The sequence below is a fragment of the Jeotgalibacillus sp. 10bf12 genome, from assembly GCF_055597105.1.
Genome location: NZ_CP200276.1, coordinates 1,972,677 through 1,989,165, shown reverse-complemented (window position 1 = coordinate 1,989,165; position 16,489 = coordinate 1,972,677). Strand labels below are relative to the sequence as shown.

Annotated in this window: 19 protein-coding genes; 7 read left to right on the top strand and 12 right to left on the bottom strand. The window is 42.6% G+C overall.

Annotated elements, in window-relative coordinates; all coding sequences use genetic code 11:
* Window positions 1-216: 216 nt before the first annotated feature.
* Together lepB and DH10bf12_RS10400 are read right to left on the bottom strand one after the other, a co-directional pair.
* Complete coding sequence (gene lepB, locus DH10bf12_RS10405) at window positions 217-768, bottom strand: signal peptidase I (protein WP_404408634.1); 552 nt, start codon at window positions 766-768, stop codon at window positions 217-219.
* Window positions 723-1,427 carry a TVP38/TMEM64 family protein gene (locus DH10bf12_RS10400; RefSeq protein ID WP_471735233.1) on the bottom strand — a complete coding sequence of 235 codons (705 nt, stop codon included), beginning with the start codon at window positions 1,425-1,427 and terminating at the stop codon, window positions 723-725. Before DH10bf12_RS10400 ends, lepB begins: the two co-directional genes overlap by 46 nt.
* A gap of 527 nt (window positions 1,428-1,954) precedes the next feature.
* Here DH10bf12_RS10400 and DH10bf12_RS10395 point away from each other — a divergent pair.
* On the top strand, window positions 1,955-2,269 hold the full coding sequence (locus DH10bf12_RS10395) for a hypothetical protein (protein WP_471735232.1): 315 nt from the start codon (window positions 1,955-1,957) through the stop codon (window positions 2,267-2,269).
* A 241-nt stretch (window positions 2,270-2,510) separates the two neighbouring features.
* Here DH10bf12_RS10395 and DH10bf12_RS10390 read toward each other — a convergent pair whose 3' ends face one another.
* Window positions 2,511-4,490 carry a S9 family peptidase gene (locus DH10bf12_RS10390; RefSeq protein WP_471735231.1) on the bottom strand — a complete coding sequence of 660 codons (1,980 nt, stop codon included), beginning with the start codon at window positions 4,488-4,490 and terminating at the stop codon, window positions 2,511-2,513.
* 162 nt (window positions 4,491-4,652) lie between these two features.
* On the opposite strand from DH10bf12_RS10390, the gene DH10bf12_RS10385 reads away from it, so the two are divergent.
* Window positions 4,653-5,048 (top strand): YhjD family protein, encoded by a 396-nt coding sequence (locus tag DH10bf12_RS10385; protein WP_471735230.1) that lies wholly within the window; start codon window positions 4,653-4,655, stop codon window positions 5,046-5,048.
* Here the strand turns inward: DH10bf12_RS10385 and DH10bf12_RS10380 are convergent.
* Window positions 4,988-5,626, bottom strand: coding sequence for a competence protein ComK (locus DH10bf12_RS10380; RefSeq protein WP_471735229.1), 639 nt, complete (start codon window positions 5,624-5,626; stop codon window positions 4,988-4,990). The genes DH10bf12_RS10385 and DH10bf12_RS10380 overlap by 61 nt on opposite strands.
* A gap of 208 nt (window positions 5,627-5,834) precedes the next feature.
* Here DH10bf12_RS10380 and DH10bf12_RS10375 point away from each other — a divergent pair, with 208 nt between their 5' ends.
* From DH10bf12_RS10375 to DH10bf12_RS10365, 3 genes are all read left to right on the top strand, one after another.
* Complete coding sequence (locus DH10bf12_RS10375) at window positions 5,835-6,074, top strand: IDEAL domain-containing protein (protein ID WP_039808385.1); 240 nt, start codon at window positions 5,835-5,837, stop codon at window positions 6,072-6,074.
* A 142-nt stretch (window positions 6,075-6,216) separates the two neighbouring features.
* Window positions 6,217-6,591: a hypothetical protein gene (locus tag DH10bf12_RS10370; protein WP_404408624.1), complete on the top strand. Its 375-nt coding sequence runs from the start codon at window positions 6,217-6,219 to the stop codon at window positions 6,589-6,591.
* A 76-nt stretch (window positions 6,592-6,667) separates the two neighbouring features.
* Window positions 6,668-7,171, top strand: coding sequence for a hypothetical protein (locus tag DH10bf12_RS10365; RefSeq protein WP_471735228.1), 504 nt, complete (start codon window positions 6,668-6,670; stop codon window positions 7,169-7,171).
* Between the two features lie 170 nt (window positions 7,172-7,341).
* Here the strand turns inward: DH10bf12_RS10365 and DH10bf12_RS10360 are convergent, their stop codons facing one another.
* The 5 genes from DH10bf12_RS10360 to DH10bf12_RS10340 all read right to left on the bottom strand — a co-directional run bounded on the left by DH10bf12_RS10360 (window position 7,342) and on the right by DH10bf12_RS10340 (window position 10,568).
* Window positions 7,342-7,734, bottom strand: a complete 393-nt coding sequence (locus DH10bf12_RS10360) for a thiol-disulfide oxidoreductase DCC family protein (RefSeq protein WP_471735227.1) — start codon at window positions 7,732-7,734, stop codon at window positions 7,342-7,344.
* Window positions 7,734-8,552, bottom strand: coding sequence for a YihY/virulence factor BrkB family protein (locus DH10bf12_RS10355; protein ID WP_471735226.1), 819 nt, complete (start codon window positions 8,550-8,552; stop codon window positions 7,734-7,736). The genes DH10bf12_RS10360 and DH10bf12_RS10355 overlap by 1 nt, the downstream gene beginning before the upstream one ends.
* A gap of 76 nt (window positions 8,553-8,628) precedes the next feature.
* Complete coding sequence (locus DH10bf12_RS10350; RefSeq protein WP_471735225.1) at window positions 8,629-8,931, bottom strand: AzlD domain-containing protein; 303 nt, start codon at window positions 8,929-8,931, stop codon at window positions 8,629-8,631.
* Complete coding sequence (locus tag DH10bf12_RS10345; RefSeq protein WP_471735224.1) at window positions 8,928-9,647, bottom strand: AzlC family ABC transporter permease; 720 nt, start codon at window positions 9,645-9,647, stop codon at window positions 8,928-8,930. The genes DH10bf12_RS10350 and DH10bf12_RS10345 overlap by 4 nt, the downstream gene beginning before the upstream one ends.
* Before the next feature lie 144 nt (window positions 9,648-9,791).
* Window positions 9,792-10,568, bottom strand: a complete 777-nt coding sequence (locus DH10bf12_RS10340; RefSeq protein WP_471735223.1) for an enoyl-CoA hydratase-related protein — start codon at window positions 10,566-10,568, stop codon at window positions 9,792-9,794.
* A gap of 145 nt (window positions 10,569-10,713) precedes the next feature.
* Between DH10bf12_RS10340 and DH10bf12_RS10335 the strand changes: the two genes are divergently transcribed.
* Together DH10bf12_RS10335 and DH10bf12_RS10330 are read left to right on the top strand one after the other, a co-directional pair.
* The gene (locus tag DH10bf12_RS10335) at window positions 10,714-12,342 is read left to right on the top strand and encodes an ABC1 kinase family protein (RefSeq protein WP_471735222.1); all 1,629 of its coding nucleotides are present in this window, start codon (window positions 10,714-10,716) and stop codon (window positions 12,340-12,342) included.
* 5 nt (window positions 12,343-12,347) lie between these two features.
* Window positions 12,348-12,599 carry a hypothetical protein gene (locus DH10bf12_RS10330; RefSeq protein WP_471735221.1) on the top strand — a complete coding sequence of 84 codons (252 nt, stop codon included), beginning with the start codon at window positions 12,348-12,350 and terminating at the stop codon, window positions 12,597-12,599.
* Between the two features lie 318 nt (window positions 12,600-12,917).
* Here the strand turns inward: DH10bf12_RS10330 and DH10bf12_RS10325 are convergent, their stop codons facing one another.
* The 3 genes from DH10bf12_RS10325 to DH10bf12_RS10315 all read right to left on the bottom strand — a co-directional run bounded on the left by DH10bf12_RS10325 (window position 12,918) and on the right by DH10bf12_RS10315 (window position 16,402).
* Window positions 12,918-14,471 (bottom strand): fatty acid--CoA ligase family protein, encoded by a 1,554-nt coding sequence (locus tag DH10bf12_RS10325; protein ID WP_471735220.1) that lies wholly within the window; start codon window positions 14,469-14,471, stop codon window positions 12,918-12,920.
* A gap of 190 nt (window positions 14,472-14,661) precedes the next feature.
* Window positions 14,662-15,654 (bottom strand): lipoate--protein ligase, encoded by a 993-nt coding sequence (locus DH10bf12_RS10320; RefSeq protein WP_471735219.1) that lies wholly within the window; start codon window positions 15,652-15,654, stop codon window positions 14,662-14,664.
* Window positions 15,638-16,402, bottom strand: coding sequence for an MBL fold metallo-hydrolase (locus tag DH10bf12_RS10315; protein WP_471735218.1), 765 nt, complete (start codon window positions 16,400-16,402; stop codon window positions 15,638-15,640). The genes DH10bf12_RS10320 and DH10bf12_RS10315 overlap by 17 nt, the downstream gene beginning before the upstream one ends.
* Between the last annotated feature and the right edge of the window lie 87 nt (window positions 16,403-16,489).

Genomic DNA, 16,489 nt, shown 5'->3' with positions numbered 1-16,489 from the left:
GGGAAATGAAAAGAGGCCGGACTTTACACTTGGTTGTGTAAAGTCCGGCCTTATAACCGGTTCACTGCGCTTCAGGCGGGCGCTTTCCGGACGGTTGTTGCTGAGCCTCCTCAGGATTCGCCTTGCGGGGTCTCAGCTTCCAACTTATCGTCCCGGAATCGCCGCCTTACGCTACGTTCACCTGAGGTTTCTTTATTACTTAATCTACTCTTTTAATTACTCGTAGAATCTTACATCAAGTTCGTTCAGCGGCCAGTATCTGAGGTTGACTTTGCCGACGACTGAGTCCTGGTCGATGAAGCCGAAGATACGGCTGTCGAGACTTTCCTGACGGTTATCTCCAAGTACAAACAGCTGACCTTCAGGCACCTCTGATTCACCTGTTAATTCTTCGAGGGTGAAATCACCTGTCAGACGGCCTTCCCCTGTACGGAATTCCTCAAGGTACGGCTCTTCATAATATTCTCCGTTAATATATAACTGATCGTCTTCATAAGAGATTTCATCTCCAGGAAGCCCGATCACTCTTTTTACATAATCTTCTGTTTCACTTGCATGAAAAACGATCACATCAAATCTGTCGAATTCCCCGATCTGATAACCGATTTTATTAATGACCAGCTTGTTGCCATCCTGCAGTGTCGGCTGCATGGATACACCTTCTACAACATAATTTGAAAAAAGAAAAATGCGGACTACAAGTACAATGACGACTCCTACTGCTAATGCTTTGAGCCATTCGAAGCTTTCCTTTTTCCACGATTCCATCTATTCTCCAACCTTTCATTCCCGGCAGACTTTCTATGACGCTCGTGCATCAATATGTCACGTTCCATTTTTTTATTGATCATTTTCTCTACTCTTTTTCCTACCAGCCATAACACAACAATCACGCCAAGCACGATCGCTGTTTTGATCGGCTCGCGAATCAGTGAAACGATATCTGCACCGATAAATGAAATCGTAGAAATCATGACGAGTTTTCCTGTTACAACAGCCAGCATGTACTGCATGAAGCTGATACGTGATAATCCAGCTACCACGTTAACCAGCGCTGACGGTGTGAAAGGAAAACACAGGAGCAGAAACAATGGACCGAATCCATGCTGTTCCACCCAGGTTGTCAGCCTTCTGATCTGCTTTTGATTACTTAAGAAGTAAAACAGCCTCAGATGGCCAAAGCGTCTGAGCAGCCAAAAGACCATTAATGCGCCTACTGAAGCGCCTGCCCATGAGAGCAGTATACCGAATAGCACACCGTATGCATTCGCATTTGCCACAACAAAAGCAACGAGCGGCAGGAATGGTAAAAATGCTTCGATCACTGGCAGCAGGAAGCCGATCAGCGGTCCGAATGCCCGATACTCTGCAATTAATTCACGGAGATTTTCAAGTGTAAACCATGCTTCTAGAGTTTCCAACGTCATTCAAACGCTCCTCTGATCTATAGACTGACGGCTATTTTTTATCAGTATAGCATAATCCGGAAAAAACCGCCTATTACGGCTATATTTTTCCCTTATTTTGTTTTGTACAAACTATGACAACTCAAAAATAAGGCTTTGTTAAAGTTGGCTGTTGATTTCCGCTTCAGGGGGACGCTTTCCGCGGCCGGGCGGTAAGCCCGCAGGCTTCGCCATAAGCCTCACACGTCCCTTCCTGCGAGCCGCCCCCTTACGCTGCAATCATCAGCTGTGCAGAAACAACAATGATTTTTAACAAAGCTAAAATGAAAATCCAGACAAATCTGTTAACCGGTTTTGTTGACGAGTACTTTTTGTGAAATCGCAATAAAATTGTGTATTAAATTGAATGAAAAAAGCACCTCAATTCGAGTTGCTTTTTGTAATAGGTTTATTAATATAAATTTGTACGGCAATGGAAATATTTGCGTTAAATTGAACAGAAAATAATTATGAGTTTATTTTGTTATTTATGGAGGGGAAATGGAGAGATGGCTATACGGAAAATGTATTTAGTTACTATAATTGAAATTATTCTATTCTTAGTGGTTGGGTTTTTAATAACTGATAATGTTCTAAAAAATGTTTATGAAGGTGCTGAAATAAGATTTATAGGCAATGTTTGGGTTGTGTGGTTTGGTTTCTCTTTTATGCTTTTTGGGTTATATACAATCATATTTTCCTTTGTGTTAAAAGAAAGGCGATTATGGAAGGAAAGGTTAACCTCAAAAACATTTTGGGTAATTGTGGTTGCATCTACAGTTGGGGTTTTTGTTCCATTTTTTATAGGGGAAATTCCTTTTTAACTCTTCAACAAACGAGTGAGTTAGTTGAAAAGGCTAATAAATAGCAAATAATTGTAGTGTAAATTGTCATACAAAATGTACACCCAATTGTAGGTTCACAATGGCTATTGTTCCTTTACAATTCTAAATACAAATTATATTACCAATATGCTTATAAAACCATTGGAAAACAATATATCAATAAAAAGAGACCTACAAAACAGCATACGATTTGCAGGTCATTTTTATTGTTGTTAATTATTTAAATATACTCATTCATCCAGCCTGTCAGGTGATTCAGTCTTTCAAGTCTGAGTTCAGGCTTCCCTGTTCTTGAGAGGTTATGGTCTGATTCAGGGAATCTGACAAGGCGTGTCTTTTTCTCTTTTCTTTTCAGTGCAATGTAAAGCTGTTCTGCCTGTTCGATTGGGCAGCGGTAGTCGTTTTCACTGTGCATGATTAATAGCGGTGTTTTGATCTGGTCGGCATACGCAAGCGGTGAGTGCTTCCATAGTGTATCAATATCTCCAAGGTCTGCCTGGATTTGCCACTCACTGAAGTAGTAGCCGATATCACTGACACCATAGAAGCTGATCCAGTTACTGATGCAGCGCTGTGTGACTGCTGCTTTAAATCGGTCTGTATGGCCTGTGATCCAGTTTGTCATAAATCCGCCGTAGCTTCCGCCTGTTACACCAAGACGGTCACGATCGATAAAGTCAAACTGCTCAAGTGCCCCGTCCACTGCTGCCATCAGGTCACGGTAGTCTCCTCCGCCGTAATCGCCTCTGACTGCATTAACAAAGGTCTGACCGTAGCCGTGGCTTCCGCGCGGGTTTGTATAGAGTACGGCATAACCCTCAGATGCAAGCAGCTGCATTTCATGGAAAAACGTGTTGGCATACATGGCATGAGGTCCGCCATGAATATTTAATATCAACGGTGCCTCTTCCCCATCTTTATATCCTGACGGCTTCATGAACCAGCCGTGAACTGTATAGCCGTCTGTGCTTTCATATGAGACGGCTACAGGCGCTACTACTTCAACCTCTTCAAGCAGCTGCTGATTCACATGCGTCACCTGTTTCGCTTCTCCTGTCGGAACATGAATCACATGGAGATCTCCCGGATTTTCCACTGTACTAATCGCAGCAGCTATTTTTTGTGACTCGCCGTGTACGTCAAGTCCGTATACGTGATGGTTACCTTCGTAAGCCGGGTATATTTCCCCTTCTGTTGAAGCGTAATACAGGTTTACGTTGCCCTGGTCTGTTATAACGAAATAAAGGCTGTTATTATCAGCCCAGACAGCACCCTGTACACTTGCTCCCTGTTGAATATCACCAATGGCAAAATCTCCGACCGGTGCATCAATTCCTTCAGTCAAACACTCAGCACGACCGGATGACTGGTTCCATACCCAGAGTTCACTGTGCGTAGCATTTTCATAGGTTCTGCCTGAAGCGGTAAATGCCAGCTGATCGCCTTCAGGAGACCACGCAGCAAATCCGACGTAGCCCTCAGCCGTTTTAATATGCGCTTTACTGTCATCTTGAAGGTTATAAAGATATAGCTCATTGTTAAATGAAAAGTCTTTATCCTCCGCATCAGCATCTGTCGCATATGCAAGCTGCTTTCCGTCAGGTGACCATGCAAATAGTGAATAGCTGTCTTTCCCTTTTGTCAGCTGGCGCAGTTCTTCTGTTTTCAGATCAATGATGGCGATCTGCTGCTTCTTATCATCAAGCAGGCCCGCACCATCTGCTTTATATTTCATTGAGTCTGTGACAAATGGCTTCAGCTTTTTGTCTTCATCTTCTTTTTTCTTTTCTTCATTTAATACATCTTCCAGTTCAAGGGACACTGTAAAAGCAAGTTTTCCGCTGCACGGTGACCAGACCGGATTCCCTGCGCCGTTTTCGATATCAGTTACCTGTCTCGCTTCTCCGCCGCTCACAGGTAAAACGTAGAGCTGATTTTTGCCGGAGCGGTTTGAGACAAATACCACTTTTTTGCCGTCCGGTGACCACCTTGGAGAGGATACTCTATTGTCCCCGTACGTCCACTGGTTCAGTTCTTCACTTTCCTGATCATATAAAATTAAGTTTGATGCATATGTATGTTCTTTATTGATATGAGTTTTGACAAATAAAATTTGTTTGCCGTCCGGTGACCATCTCGGATCAGTCAGTGATTCGATTTTATACAGATCTTCTGCTGTGATTTTACGCTTTTGTGTCATGAAATCTCCTCCGGTAAAACAGATATTTCGGCTTTCGAGATAAACCGCTTGTTCTATTATCAGATTTATTTGTGAATAATGCAAACAAATAACAGTTGTAACTTTAGAAAATCTGTGTAAAATAATATAGAACACACGTTCGTAATACAGGAGGAGATTTCAATGACACAGATTCCAGGTGAGGATCGGGACCGGCTGGAGAATGCTTTTTACCTGCCAATGGTACTGAAGATCCTTGAACGAGATCAGATTGTGATTGAAAAGAGTGGTGTAAAGCTCCCGAGACCTTATATTGAATTAATCGAAGAAACGATGATTGCCGTTCAGCGTGAGCTTGCGACTTTGAAAAAGTATATGAGAGATCACGACATGAAAGTTGTGAAATTAAAATCTGATGAAGCTTTTACCATGTATCTTTTTGTGTATCAGGGCTATGAAGAACAGCATAATTATTTTAATCCACGGCTTAGAAATCACGTTGAGAACCTGATGAGGTATTATCTGATCGGGCGGTTGAAGTCAATGTCGCCACCGTCATCAGGATTGATCCGGTCATGATCTGCGTGTTCAATTCTGTCGAGGTATTCAGCAAACCCGAAGCGCTTCTTGTTCAGCCTTGACTTGTAGGTGTCTTCTGACTTTTCACGGATTTCATTGATATTTTGATGCAGCTTTAAGGAGAGCACCGAGGCTTTCAAATACTGCAGATGCGTTGCGCGCCTTGAGATCGGAAGTGTGATCGTTCTGTCCCCTGACAAGGTAAGCGTCGTTTCGTTACTTAGGTCATCATTTTTTTCCATACTGACAACGTGATTGAGCGCAATCCAATAATTTTTTTTATTGGAGTCGGAATGCGTTGAGAAGAAATAAATATCTGATATTGGATCAACAACGATGGGAGGCTTATGACTGAAGCTTGTGAGGAATCTTGATGAGGTTTTACGCCCTTCGTAGGATGAAAAGTAATACAAACACGAGTGCTCCATAATCTCCATTGGCTTCATATCTACTGAAAAAGGTGATCTTCCTTTTTCATGAATGATCGTTCCTGTTAAGCCGCCACCTTCAATCCTTGGTTCTAAAATCATCGTACTTGCACTGACAGTGTATGTTTCCTGGGCTGTCAAAAATTCCATTTTATCACTCCTTTATATTTTTATGGGATTATCATATACCAAATGCCACTCAGAAGTATACATAATTTTTTCCAAATATGTTCGTGACGTAATGGACATCCTGTCATAAATCCGGCCTGAAATTCATATTATCTAAAAATTTAAAACTTTCTGTTGATATTCTCACGGATATTCTCTATAATGAAAAAAAGTAGCAGAGGTGATGAAGATGGAAAACAACAAATCGTTCGCAGAGTTTATGAATGAGTCAACCGTCCCTCAGAAACAATCCAGTGAAATGACGATGATGGAGATTTACGTGGACATGGTATTAAATGAAATTCTTGTCCGTCATCGCAAGGAACAGCTTGTAACAGCTATTAATGAAGCGTTAGACAACAAAGATCAAGACGCTTTTATGAAGTACTCAGCAGAATTAAATACATTAGAGGACACACACGGTGTGTAGTACTTGAGCCCCCTGCAAACACGTAACATGCATGCAGGGGGTTCAACTTTTGTCATAAAATCGCCCTCTCCATAGTGGCATTTCAGGCAAAAATCATGAATAATAGATATATCTAAAACAATTCATGATAAGGAGCCCGCTCATGCTGACTGAAGAATTAAACAGCACATTCCTGCTCATCATCGAATGGGGATTCGTTGCAGCCGTGATTGCCGCAATTATTTTTGTACTTTATTCAATCCGACGCGCTCCGCGTATGAAAACCGCTTTTTTATGGCTGGCTGCCCACCTTGGCCTGACGATGATTGCCTACATTGTTTTCTTTATGGGTCTTAGCGGTGGTTTCAATGACCCTACAGTTGAAAATGTATCAGATGAAATTCATTTTCTGCTTGGCGTTGCAGGGCTGATCTGGCTGACTGGTATGCTGTGCCTGATCCTAAGCATCCAATTGCTGAAGGATCAGTTCCGTGCTAAGAACTACACGCCTATACAAAGCGACAAAAAAGAAGGCTGAGATGCCTTCTTTTTTTCATTCCACCAGTTTCCAGTTATGTTAGAATTGAAGTATGACTGATTCGCAGGAGGCCGTTATGTACAGCAATAATGTATCAGAAGCCGCAGACATTCAGGAAAACCCAAAAATATTTAAAGCAAAAGAACCCCGCTCCCTAGCATTACTCTTTATGTTCTTCATGGGTATTTTTCTTTATTTCTCATGGGACGAACTTTTTTGGCGCTTTTTGTTTATGGGTATCTTTCTATATTATTTTCTACTTTTGTTTACCTACTATACCTTTTCAATCCAGAGCAGCAAACTGATTCACAGTACATATCTGTTGAGATGGCGCATCCGCACCAGAACACTGAACCATTCAGACGTCAGTCAGATACAGTTCACACATGAGAATTGGTCAGCAAAAGCCGCAATCATCAAAACTTATAAAGGCCGCTCCCCAAAACTCTATAGATATAACGACAAAGACCTCTTCCACCGTTTAGAAGACTACTGCTATGAATACAGAGTCCCACTTAAAAAATCAAAAGGCTATCTGTTTCTTGAGGATATGTATGACAAGGAACAAAGAAATATCTGAATGATAATAATCATAAAAGTGCCGGATCATTCCGAAGACTCCTGCAGAAAAACGATCGAGAGAGACCCCGGTAGGCAGTGTTTTTCTGCCTGAGGAGGCTCGAACGTTCGTCCGCGGAAAGCGAAGGAATGGTCCGGCACGGTTTTTGAAATTCATTTAAAAAACGCAGACTAATCAAGCAGTCTGCGTCTTTCTTCAGGTGTCGGCAGTTTACAGGCCTGCTTTTTCCCGAACCAGTGAAATCTGTTTCTTGCAAAGGAATCATACGCCAGGTTACGGATCGGCCGCGGCACAATCAGCAGCAGTGATAAAAACTTCACCGGACCATCAAGTGACCGGCAGATTCTCAGCGCAGCGTCAGATTTCGTATATAGCCTGTCCTGTTCAACCAGCAGGACAGAATCAATCATAGGCGGAACATCAAATGTCGTCCGCATTTTGTGTCCGACTTCCCCTTGCAGTGAAGCAAAGTGAAAGTAGCCGGCGCGGTCGTGCTTCATAATAAATTGCACGCTCCAATCACACACATTACAGTCACCATCAAACAATACAACAGCTGACATTACTCATTTCCCCTTTCCTTACCTTCCTTACCATACACATTTAATAAAGCACCAAACAGCAATACAGCAGCTGTCAGATAGAACCAGATCATCATAATCACGACAGATGCCAGCTGACCGTAAAGCTGACTGTAATTACCGTACCCGACAAATAAAGAAAACCCTTCAGAGATCAGCTGCCAGAAAATCACTGCGAATATTGCACCGGGAAGTACGTCCTTCCACGACAATCCGTGCTTAGGTAAATGCCTGTAGAGCACCCAGAAGAAGATAAATAATATAACAGTTCCAATTCCCCATCTGATTGGCGTCCATAGTACAAGCCAGCCGGCCTCAAATAAAAAGGTTTCTTCTGCGATTCGCTGAACCACATTTTCCACTAAAGGAATCAAGATCGTCAGTGGTAAAATCAGTGCAAAGCCAATGGTTAAGAAGAAGTCGCTGACCAGACCCTTCAAGTAGCTCTCTCTCTTCTTAATTTTATAAATATCCGTTAATGACCGGACCAGTGATTGAATGGCCATTGAAGCAAGCCACATCGTTGACAGAAAACTGATTGAAATAATCGTTCCCTGTCCTGAATCAAGAATCGCTGTTAAGTTTGATTCAATCAGTCCATACGTTTCCTGAGGGGCATACGGTCTGATCACTTCAATCAGGTCATTCGATGTAAACGGTAAAAAGCTGGTGCTTGAAACAACCATGATTAAAAAAGGAAATAATGACAGCATAAAATAATAAGCTGTCTGTGCAGCATGATCATAATAGCCTTCTTTAAAAAAGCGGCTTCCTGCATATTTTATTCTGTTTTTAAACATCTCTTTCTCCTCCAAAAGACACATAGGATCCGTTGACTGCCCTTATGTTTTCCCTGATTGAAGAAAAATTAATCCGCTAGCCGCCTATCAGCATATAGACAGATAGGAACACAATAGAACCAAGAACGACAAACATCACATCCGCACCGAGAAATGCCAGTGTAAATGCAGCGGCTGCGCCGGCAATACCAAACCAGATATCGTCCTGTATAAATAAAATACCAGGGAAAATGAGTGCGCCTAACACTGCATAAGGAATATTTTTCAATACACCCTGAAAAAACGGATTGAGTTCTTTCCCTTCAAGTACAGTCAGTGGCAGTACCCGCGGGATATACGTAACAACCGCCATCCCAATGATAATCCAAATCATATTCATTCCAGCTCAGCCCCTTTCCTGAGACCCATCATCACTTCTACTGCGATAGCAGAAATCAGCGTTGATGCAGCAATCGCCCACCCTGTATCAAGCAGACCGCTTAATGTAAATGCACTGTTTAATACTGCAGCGAGTCCAGCAAGGTAGACAACCTTCATTTCTTTTTTCAGAGAAGGAACTAATAGACCGACAAACATTGCATAAAGGGCAATGGACATGGACTGCTGGAGAAATTCAGGAAGACTCGCACCGATGACATGACCGATCCCGGTATTTACAACCCAGCTCCCATACGCAACCAGCATAACACCGAATGCAAAGCCTGTAGTGGTTTTCCCTTCCCTGGTCGCAATAACAGTAAAGGTTTCATCAGTCAGACCGAACGCATAGATCGATTTCTTCGCACGCGTTTCAGGCTCCATCTTTTCATTTAAAGAAGCCGACATTAAAAAGTGCCGGATGTTAACGATGAATGTATTAAAGATAATCACAGCAGCTCCTGCACCTGCTGCGATCAGTGATAGTGAAATATATTGTGCAGCCCCCGCAAAAACAAGCAGACTCATTAATACTGATTCAAATAAAGTAAGCCCGGTCGTTTTTGCCAGCAGGCCAAATGTAAGTGCGACAGGCAAATAGCCGACTGCGATACTGGTACCTGCTTTCATCCCTGCTCTGAAACCTGATTTCTGTTCACTGACTGCAGCCATTTGCATCTATGTACCTCCTATTCCTTACAAACCAATTTATCAGTCACGATGACAATAAAATCATTTTACTATATTTGACTCACAAGCACAGTGGAAAAATTCCATTCACGAAATAAAAAATAAAAAAGCAGGTTCCCCTGCTTTTTCACCTTATTTCCCTTTAAACTGAGGCTTTCTCTTCTCAGAAAATGCAATCAGCGCTTCCACTCTGTCCTCTGTCGGGATCGTAATCTCATAAGCTTTTCTTTCAATCTTTAATCCTGTCTGAAGATCCGCATTCATACCGGCTTTAATTGCGTACTTTGCCTGCTGAAGTGCGATTGGTCCATTTGCAAGCATGGCTTCAGCGAGCGCCATTACCTCATCATGCAGTGTGACATGGTCAACAGATTTTGTCAGCAGACCATATTCATATGCTTCTTCCCCTGTAAACCGTTTGGCCGTCAGAATCAGTTCCAGCGCTTTCGCTTCCCCAACGATTCTTGGAAGCCGTTGTGTGCCTCCTGCCCCTGGAATAATCGCCAGACTTGTCTCTGTCAGTCCCATTTTCGCTGCGCTGTCGGCTACTCTGAAATCACACGCCAGTGCAAGCTCCATTCCGCCTCCAAAAGCGTGTCCGTTAATCTCGGCAATCACTGGCTGCGGCAGTGCTTCAATCGTACTGAAAACCTCTCCAATTTTATAAATGTTCCGCTTTACCTGCTGTTCAGTAAGGGTTTTTCTTTCCTTAAGATCAGCCCCGACACTGAATGCTTTATCCCCCGCTCCCCTAATCACAACGACCCTGACATCAGGATTAATTCTCAGGGCTTCTGCTGTCTGCCCAAGCTCTGACAACATCTGATAGTTAAATGCATTCATTGATTCCGGACGGTTTAGCGTGATCGTTGCAATGCCACTTTTCTGTTCAAGTTTGATCGTTTCCATGACTGAATCCTCCTCAAATGATGTAAGCACTTTCATTTACATATTGTAGCACTCGTTCACGCTTCCTGCACATTCATAGCCGTTTAATTTTAAGCCCGCGTGGTAAACTGTAATTAGCTGATTGAAGGCATGAGAGAAGGTGTTTGTGACGAAAAAAGTAGCTGCTTACCGCATTTATAAAATTGTAACAATGGCTGTTAAGTTTTTTCTGCAGGTGTATTTTTTCAACCGCAGATACCGCGGAAGATGGGATCCGACTGTTGAAAAGAAATGGTCAGACCTTGCCGGCAAACAGGCCAGGGAATATAAACAGACTGCATTAAAGCTTGAAGGGCTCATGATTAAAGTCGGCCAATTTCTATCTACCAGGGCTGATATTATGCCACGCTCTTTTATTATTGAGCTTGAAGGTTTAACTGACCGTGTTCCCCCAGTTCCATGGGAAAAAGCAAAAGAAGTCATTGAAGACGAATGGAATACAGATTATGGGGAAATGGTCCACAAAATTTCAGAAAAGCCCGTAGCTTCCGCCTCTATTGGAGATGTCTATCACGCATGGCTACATAACGGTGATTCTGTTGCAATAAAAGTTCAGCGGCCGGGGATTGACTATATTATCCGGACCGATTTTAAAGCAATGAAGATCGTCATCTGGCTCGCTAAGAAATTTACGAAGTTCGGGAAGCAGGCTGACCTTAATGCATTGTACAGCGAAATGGTTAATGTCATTGGTGATGAACTCAATTTTAAAAAAGAGCTGCAAAATGGTGTGGCTTTTGGAGAACGCTTTAAGGACACTGAAGGCGTTATTGTTCCGAGATACTATGAAGAGTATACAACCCGCCGAGTACTCGTCATGGAGTGGATAGAAGGTTCAAAAATAACGGATCTCTCCTTCCTTGATAAAAACCGTTTGAATCGCAAGGATCTTGCAGAAAGATTACTTCTGTTATTTGTAGATCAGCTGTTAAATGAAGGAATGTTTCATGCAGACCCGCATGGCGGCAATATTCTAATTAAATCGGACGGCACAATTGTACTGATTGACTTTGGTATGGTTGGCGTCATCCGCAAAAATGATGCAGAAGCTGTACAACGTGCGGTTGAGGGGGTCATTTTTGAGCGTTATGGTGAAGTAGTCGGAGCGCTTGAAGATATGAAGTTTCTTCTTCCTTCAGCAGATAAGGACATTTTAGAAGAATTAGTGGAAAGAGTTGTTGCAGTGTATAAAAGTGGTGACTGGCAGGATGGGGAAAGCCTGATGATGGAAAAGCTACTTGAAGATGTTCAGGACATTGTCAGAACCCAGCCGATCCAGCTGCCAACTGAATTTGCATTCTTCGGCAGAGCACTGTCCACGTTTACAGGCGTTATTTATTCGATTTATCCAGAGGCGGACTTTATCGAAATGGCCCGTCCAACTATTGTCCGATGGGCATCTGACCGCGGCGGTGAAGGTAATATCGGACAGACTGTGCTGAGAACCATTCAGCCTTACCTGTCAGTCCCTTCAAAAATACTGGATGCGCTTGAAGAACCGAAACGCTACAGACGATCAATGGAAGCATACCGCAAAAAAGACAGCCGTATGAAAGACCTTGCAGGCAGAAGAAGAGAAACAGTGTACTTCACACTGGTTCCATTTACTGCCCTTCACGGCGCAATTTTTCTCGAAGAATGGCTGATTGCCGGCGGTGCCGGAGTGATTGCCTTATTCGGTCTGCTGCGGGTAGCAGCATTATCTAAAAAAATCCAGACTGACTATGAGGAGTGAATAACATGATGGAAGAACCAAAAGTAGAACGCGAACGCAAAAGCTCAAAGGGACCTTTTGAGGCAAAGCTTGAAGGACTTGAAGATGGCTACAGAGTGACCTTACGCGGAAATAAAGAAAAAATTCAGCAGCAGCGCCAGGTAAAGCTTTCATTTATTGAGTTTTTAAGAAAAGCGGATGTTGCAGGTTATCCGATTCTGTTTCCTTTTAATTTGATTCTGAGATTTTTCGCAGGGTATAAAAAGCCGAATATGTAGGGTAGTTGATGAAATCACTCCGTCCGGGATCGGCGGAGTGTTTTTGTTTGGGCTGCGGTGGGTGGTGAGCGGCTGGCATAGAGCAATTATTTGGGCCTCTTTTATGTTTTTCGCTCAGCAATACGGATTAATCTATCACGTTTTGGATTGATTCGTTCCAGATCACTTTCGTCTCGCGGGATTCCATCACCTTTACATTTTTCAATCACCTTTCGGGTTATTCCCCTCACTAATTAATTTTTTCTGCAGCAAAAAAACCTCAAGCTAAAACACAAAAAAGAGACAGGCTCCCCTGTCTCCCATTATGCACGACCAGCTCTAAGACTGCTTCACCTGATCACGCAATGCTCTTCTCAAAATTTTACCTGTTGTATTCTTTGGTAACTCTTCAATAAATTCAACCACTGTAGGCACCTTGTACTTCGCAAGCTTCTCAGAACAAAATGCCAGCAGGTCATCCTTTGTGACAGACTCGTCTTTTAGTACAACATATGCATGCACGGCTTCACCGAAGTTTGGATCCGGGACACCAACGACTGCTGCTTCAACTACAGCCTGATGCGTGTAAAGGACTTCTTCCACTTCACGCGGATACACGTTGTAGCCGCCGACAATGACCATATCTTTTTTACGGTCAACGATATAGAAATAGCCTTCTTCATCCTGCTTGGCAAGGTCGCCTGTATATAGCCAGCCGCCACGGATTGTCACTTCTGTTTCTTCAGGCATTTTGTAATAGCCCTTCATAACATTAGGGCCTTTTACGATCAGTTCGCCCACTTCACCAACTGGGACTTCTTCGCCCAGTTCGTTGACGATTTTATTCTCAACATTTGTAATCGATGTACCGATGGATCCGGCTTTACGGTCACTGTCAAGCGGGTTAAAACATGTAACAGGGGCAGCTTCAGACAGGCCGTAACCCTCTGAAACTCTGACATTGAATTTATTTTCAAAGTTTTCAAGCAGCGCAACAGGCAGTGATGCTCCCCCTGAAATGCAGAGACGTACACTTTCAAAACTGTTACTGTCCGCTTCAGGATATTGAAGCAGGAAATTATACATTGTAGGCACACCTGCAAATACGGTTGCTTTATGTTTTTCAACAACATCAAATACATCTTTCGGGCTGAATCTTGGTACAATCAACATTGTTCCGCCGTTGATCAGCGGTGCATTTAACACAACTGTTAACGCAAATACATGGAACATCGGAAGGGTTGTAACGACGCGGTCATCCATGGTGATATTAAGGTATTCAGCAACATCCTTCGCATTTGAGTAGACGTTCTTATGCGAAAGCATAGCGCCTTTTGGCTTCCCTGTTGTACCTGAAGTGTAAAGAATGATAGCAGTATCATCTTCATTTAATTCAGGTCCTTTAAATACAGGCTGCTGTGTACCGATTGCCTGTGTAAAAGTAATGACTTTCCCTCTAACTTCTTCAGGAAGTGCTTCAAGCTTTTCAGCTGTTCCCTGTTCTGTTTCGCAAACGACATAATCAGAAACTGAAGGCAGTGCCGCATGTGCTTTTTCAATCAGCGGCAGCAGCAGATCAAGTGCGACAATTGCTTTAACATCGCCATCACGGATGATGTAGGCAATTTCGTCTGGCGTATAAATTGGATTAATCGGGATTACTGTTGCACCCGTTCTGAGTGCAGCATACATCGCAATGATAAAATGTGGTGAGTTTCCGAGTAACAGTCCAACATGATCCCCTTTTTTGATGCCGATACTGTCAAAGTAATTTGCCATTTTATTCACAGCGCCATTCAATTCAGCATATGTAGCTGACTGATCCAGAAAATGATAGGCGGTTTTGCCGGCAAACTGCTCAGCAGCCTCCTGTAAACGATCTGATAAATTCAACCAATCCATCCCCTTTTACGTTTGGTTATATGTCCGCCATTTGTGAATGAACAGTCATTCATTTAAGATCACAAAGAAGCGAATATTCACACTAATTATAACGGAGTGACGATAGGTAATCAAGATAACGCTTTCATTGTGAATAAATAAAAAGACTGGACAATGTATGTCTCAGTCTTTTAAAGCGAACTTAATACAGTAAATCAATAAACTCTTCACGATCTACATTTCCAAAGTAATGTTTCAGGTCCACACCTTCAAGCGCTTTATCAATTTCTGCGCGCTCATAGCGTGTACCGATCAGTTTTTGTTCCACTTCGCTTACATCGCCCACTCCAAAGAAGTCGCCGTAGATTTTGCAGTTTTCAATACTGCCTTTTTCTACATCAAGGCGTACATCAATGCTGCCGACTGGGAATCTGTGCGAATGCTGCAGGTTGAATTTTGGTGATTTTCCGAAGTTCCACTCCCACTGCTGATAGCGCTGTTCAGACAGTTCATGGATCTTCTTCCAGTCTTCTTCAGTCAGTACATATTCTTTAATTTCTTCTTCACTGCCGAATATGTGACGCAGAATGAGCTGTTTAAACTCTTCAATCGTTACTTTTTCTTCAAGAAATTCAGAAATATTAGCTACACGGCTTCTGATTGATTTGATTCCTTTTGATTCGATCTTGTCTTTTCTGACTTTAAGTGACGAAACAACGTTATCGATTTCTGAATCAAACATAAGCGTCCCATGGCTGAACATTCTTCCTTTTGTAGAGAACTGAGCGTTACCTGAGATCTTTCTTTCTCCGACCAGCAGGTCATTTCTTCCTTTCAATTCTGCAGGCACACCAATCTGTTTCAGTGCATCGACAACCGGCTCAGTGAACTTCTTAAAATTGTGAAAGCTCTCGCCGTCATCCTTTGTAATAAAGCTGAAGTTCAGGTTTCCAAGATCGTGATACACTGCTCCTCCGCCTGAAAGTCTGCGAACAACCTGGATATTATTTTTTTCAACGTAATCTGTATTAATTTCTTCTATTGTATTCTGGTTCTTACCAATGATAATTGATGGTTTATTAATATAGAACAACAGATAAGATTCTTCTTCTACATTTAAATTTTTTAATGCATACTCTTCAATTGCAAGGTTAATTTTTGGATCTGTAATTCCTTTATTATCGATGAATAACATGTGATTTTCCTCCCTGATATGTAATGGTCAGTCCTGATGATGCGAGCAGTGTTTCACCACTGTATACTTCCTGAGCTTCATTAAGCAGCTGAGTCAGATCACCAAAATGCGGAAGATGACTCAACATCAGTGTTTTCACTCCGGCCTGACGCGCGATTTCTGCAGCTTCAGTACTGGTCATGTGCCCTGCCCCTGATGCATCCATTCCTTTATAAAAATTTGACTCTGCAATCAGCAGATCAGCATTCTTTGCAAAAGGAATAAATGACTCCTGATAAGCGGAGTCTGCTGTAAATACCATCGTACCTGACTTGCTCTCGATACGTACAGCATAACACGGCACAGGATGCGTTGTTTTTAAAAAGGTGATTGTAAAAGGACCCGTTTCTAGTGCCTGCTCAGGATGATATGCTTCACTGCTCATCTGATCTTTATACTCGAGCATGTCAAAGCCCTGTTGATCCTCTGTGTGCCCGTATGCTTTCACGTGAAAATCTTTATTTTGCAGAAAGTGCTGAATCAGCAGTGCATGGTGCAGCACACCGATATCAGCTGTGTGATCAGCATGGTAGTGAGTGATCAGCATTGCATCAAGCTCTTCAGGTGCAATGTAGCGCTGGAGCTGTGCTAGTACACCACTTCCACAATCGAGTAACAGCTTAAAATCATCTTCTTCAATCAAATAACCGGTACTCGCCTCACCTGCAGCCGGGTAGCCTCCCCAAAATCCCACAACAGTTACCTGCATGTCAAAAGCCTCCTCTTATGCGTTTTCTACCTCTTACTATACTTCAAAAAAAATTTCTTTTCACTCATCTTCTTTTTTTCAGAATAT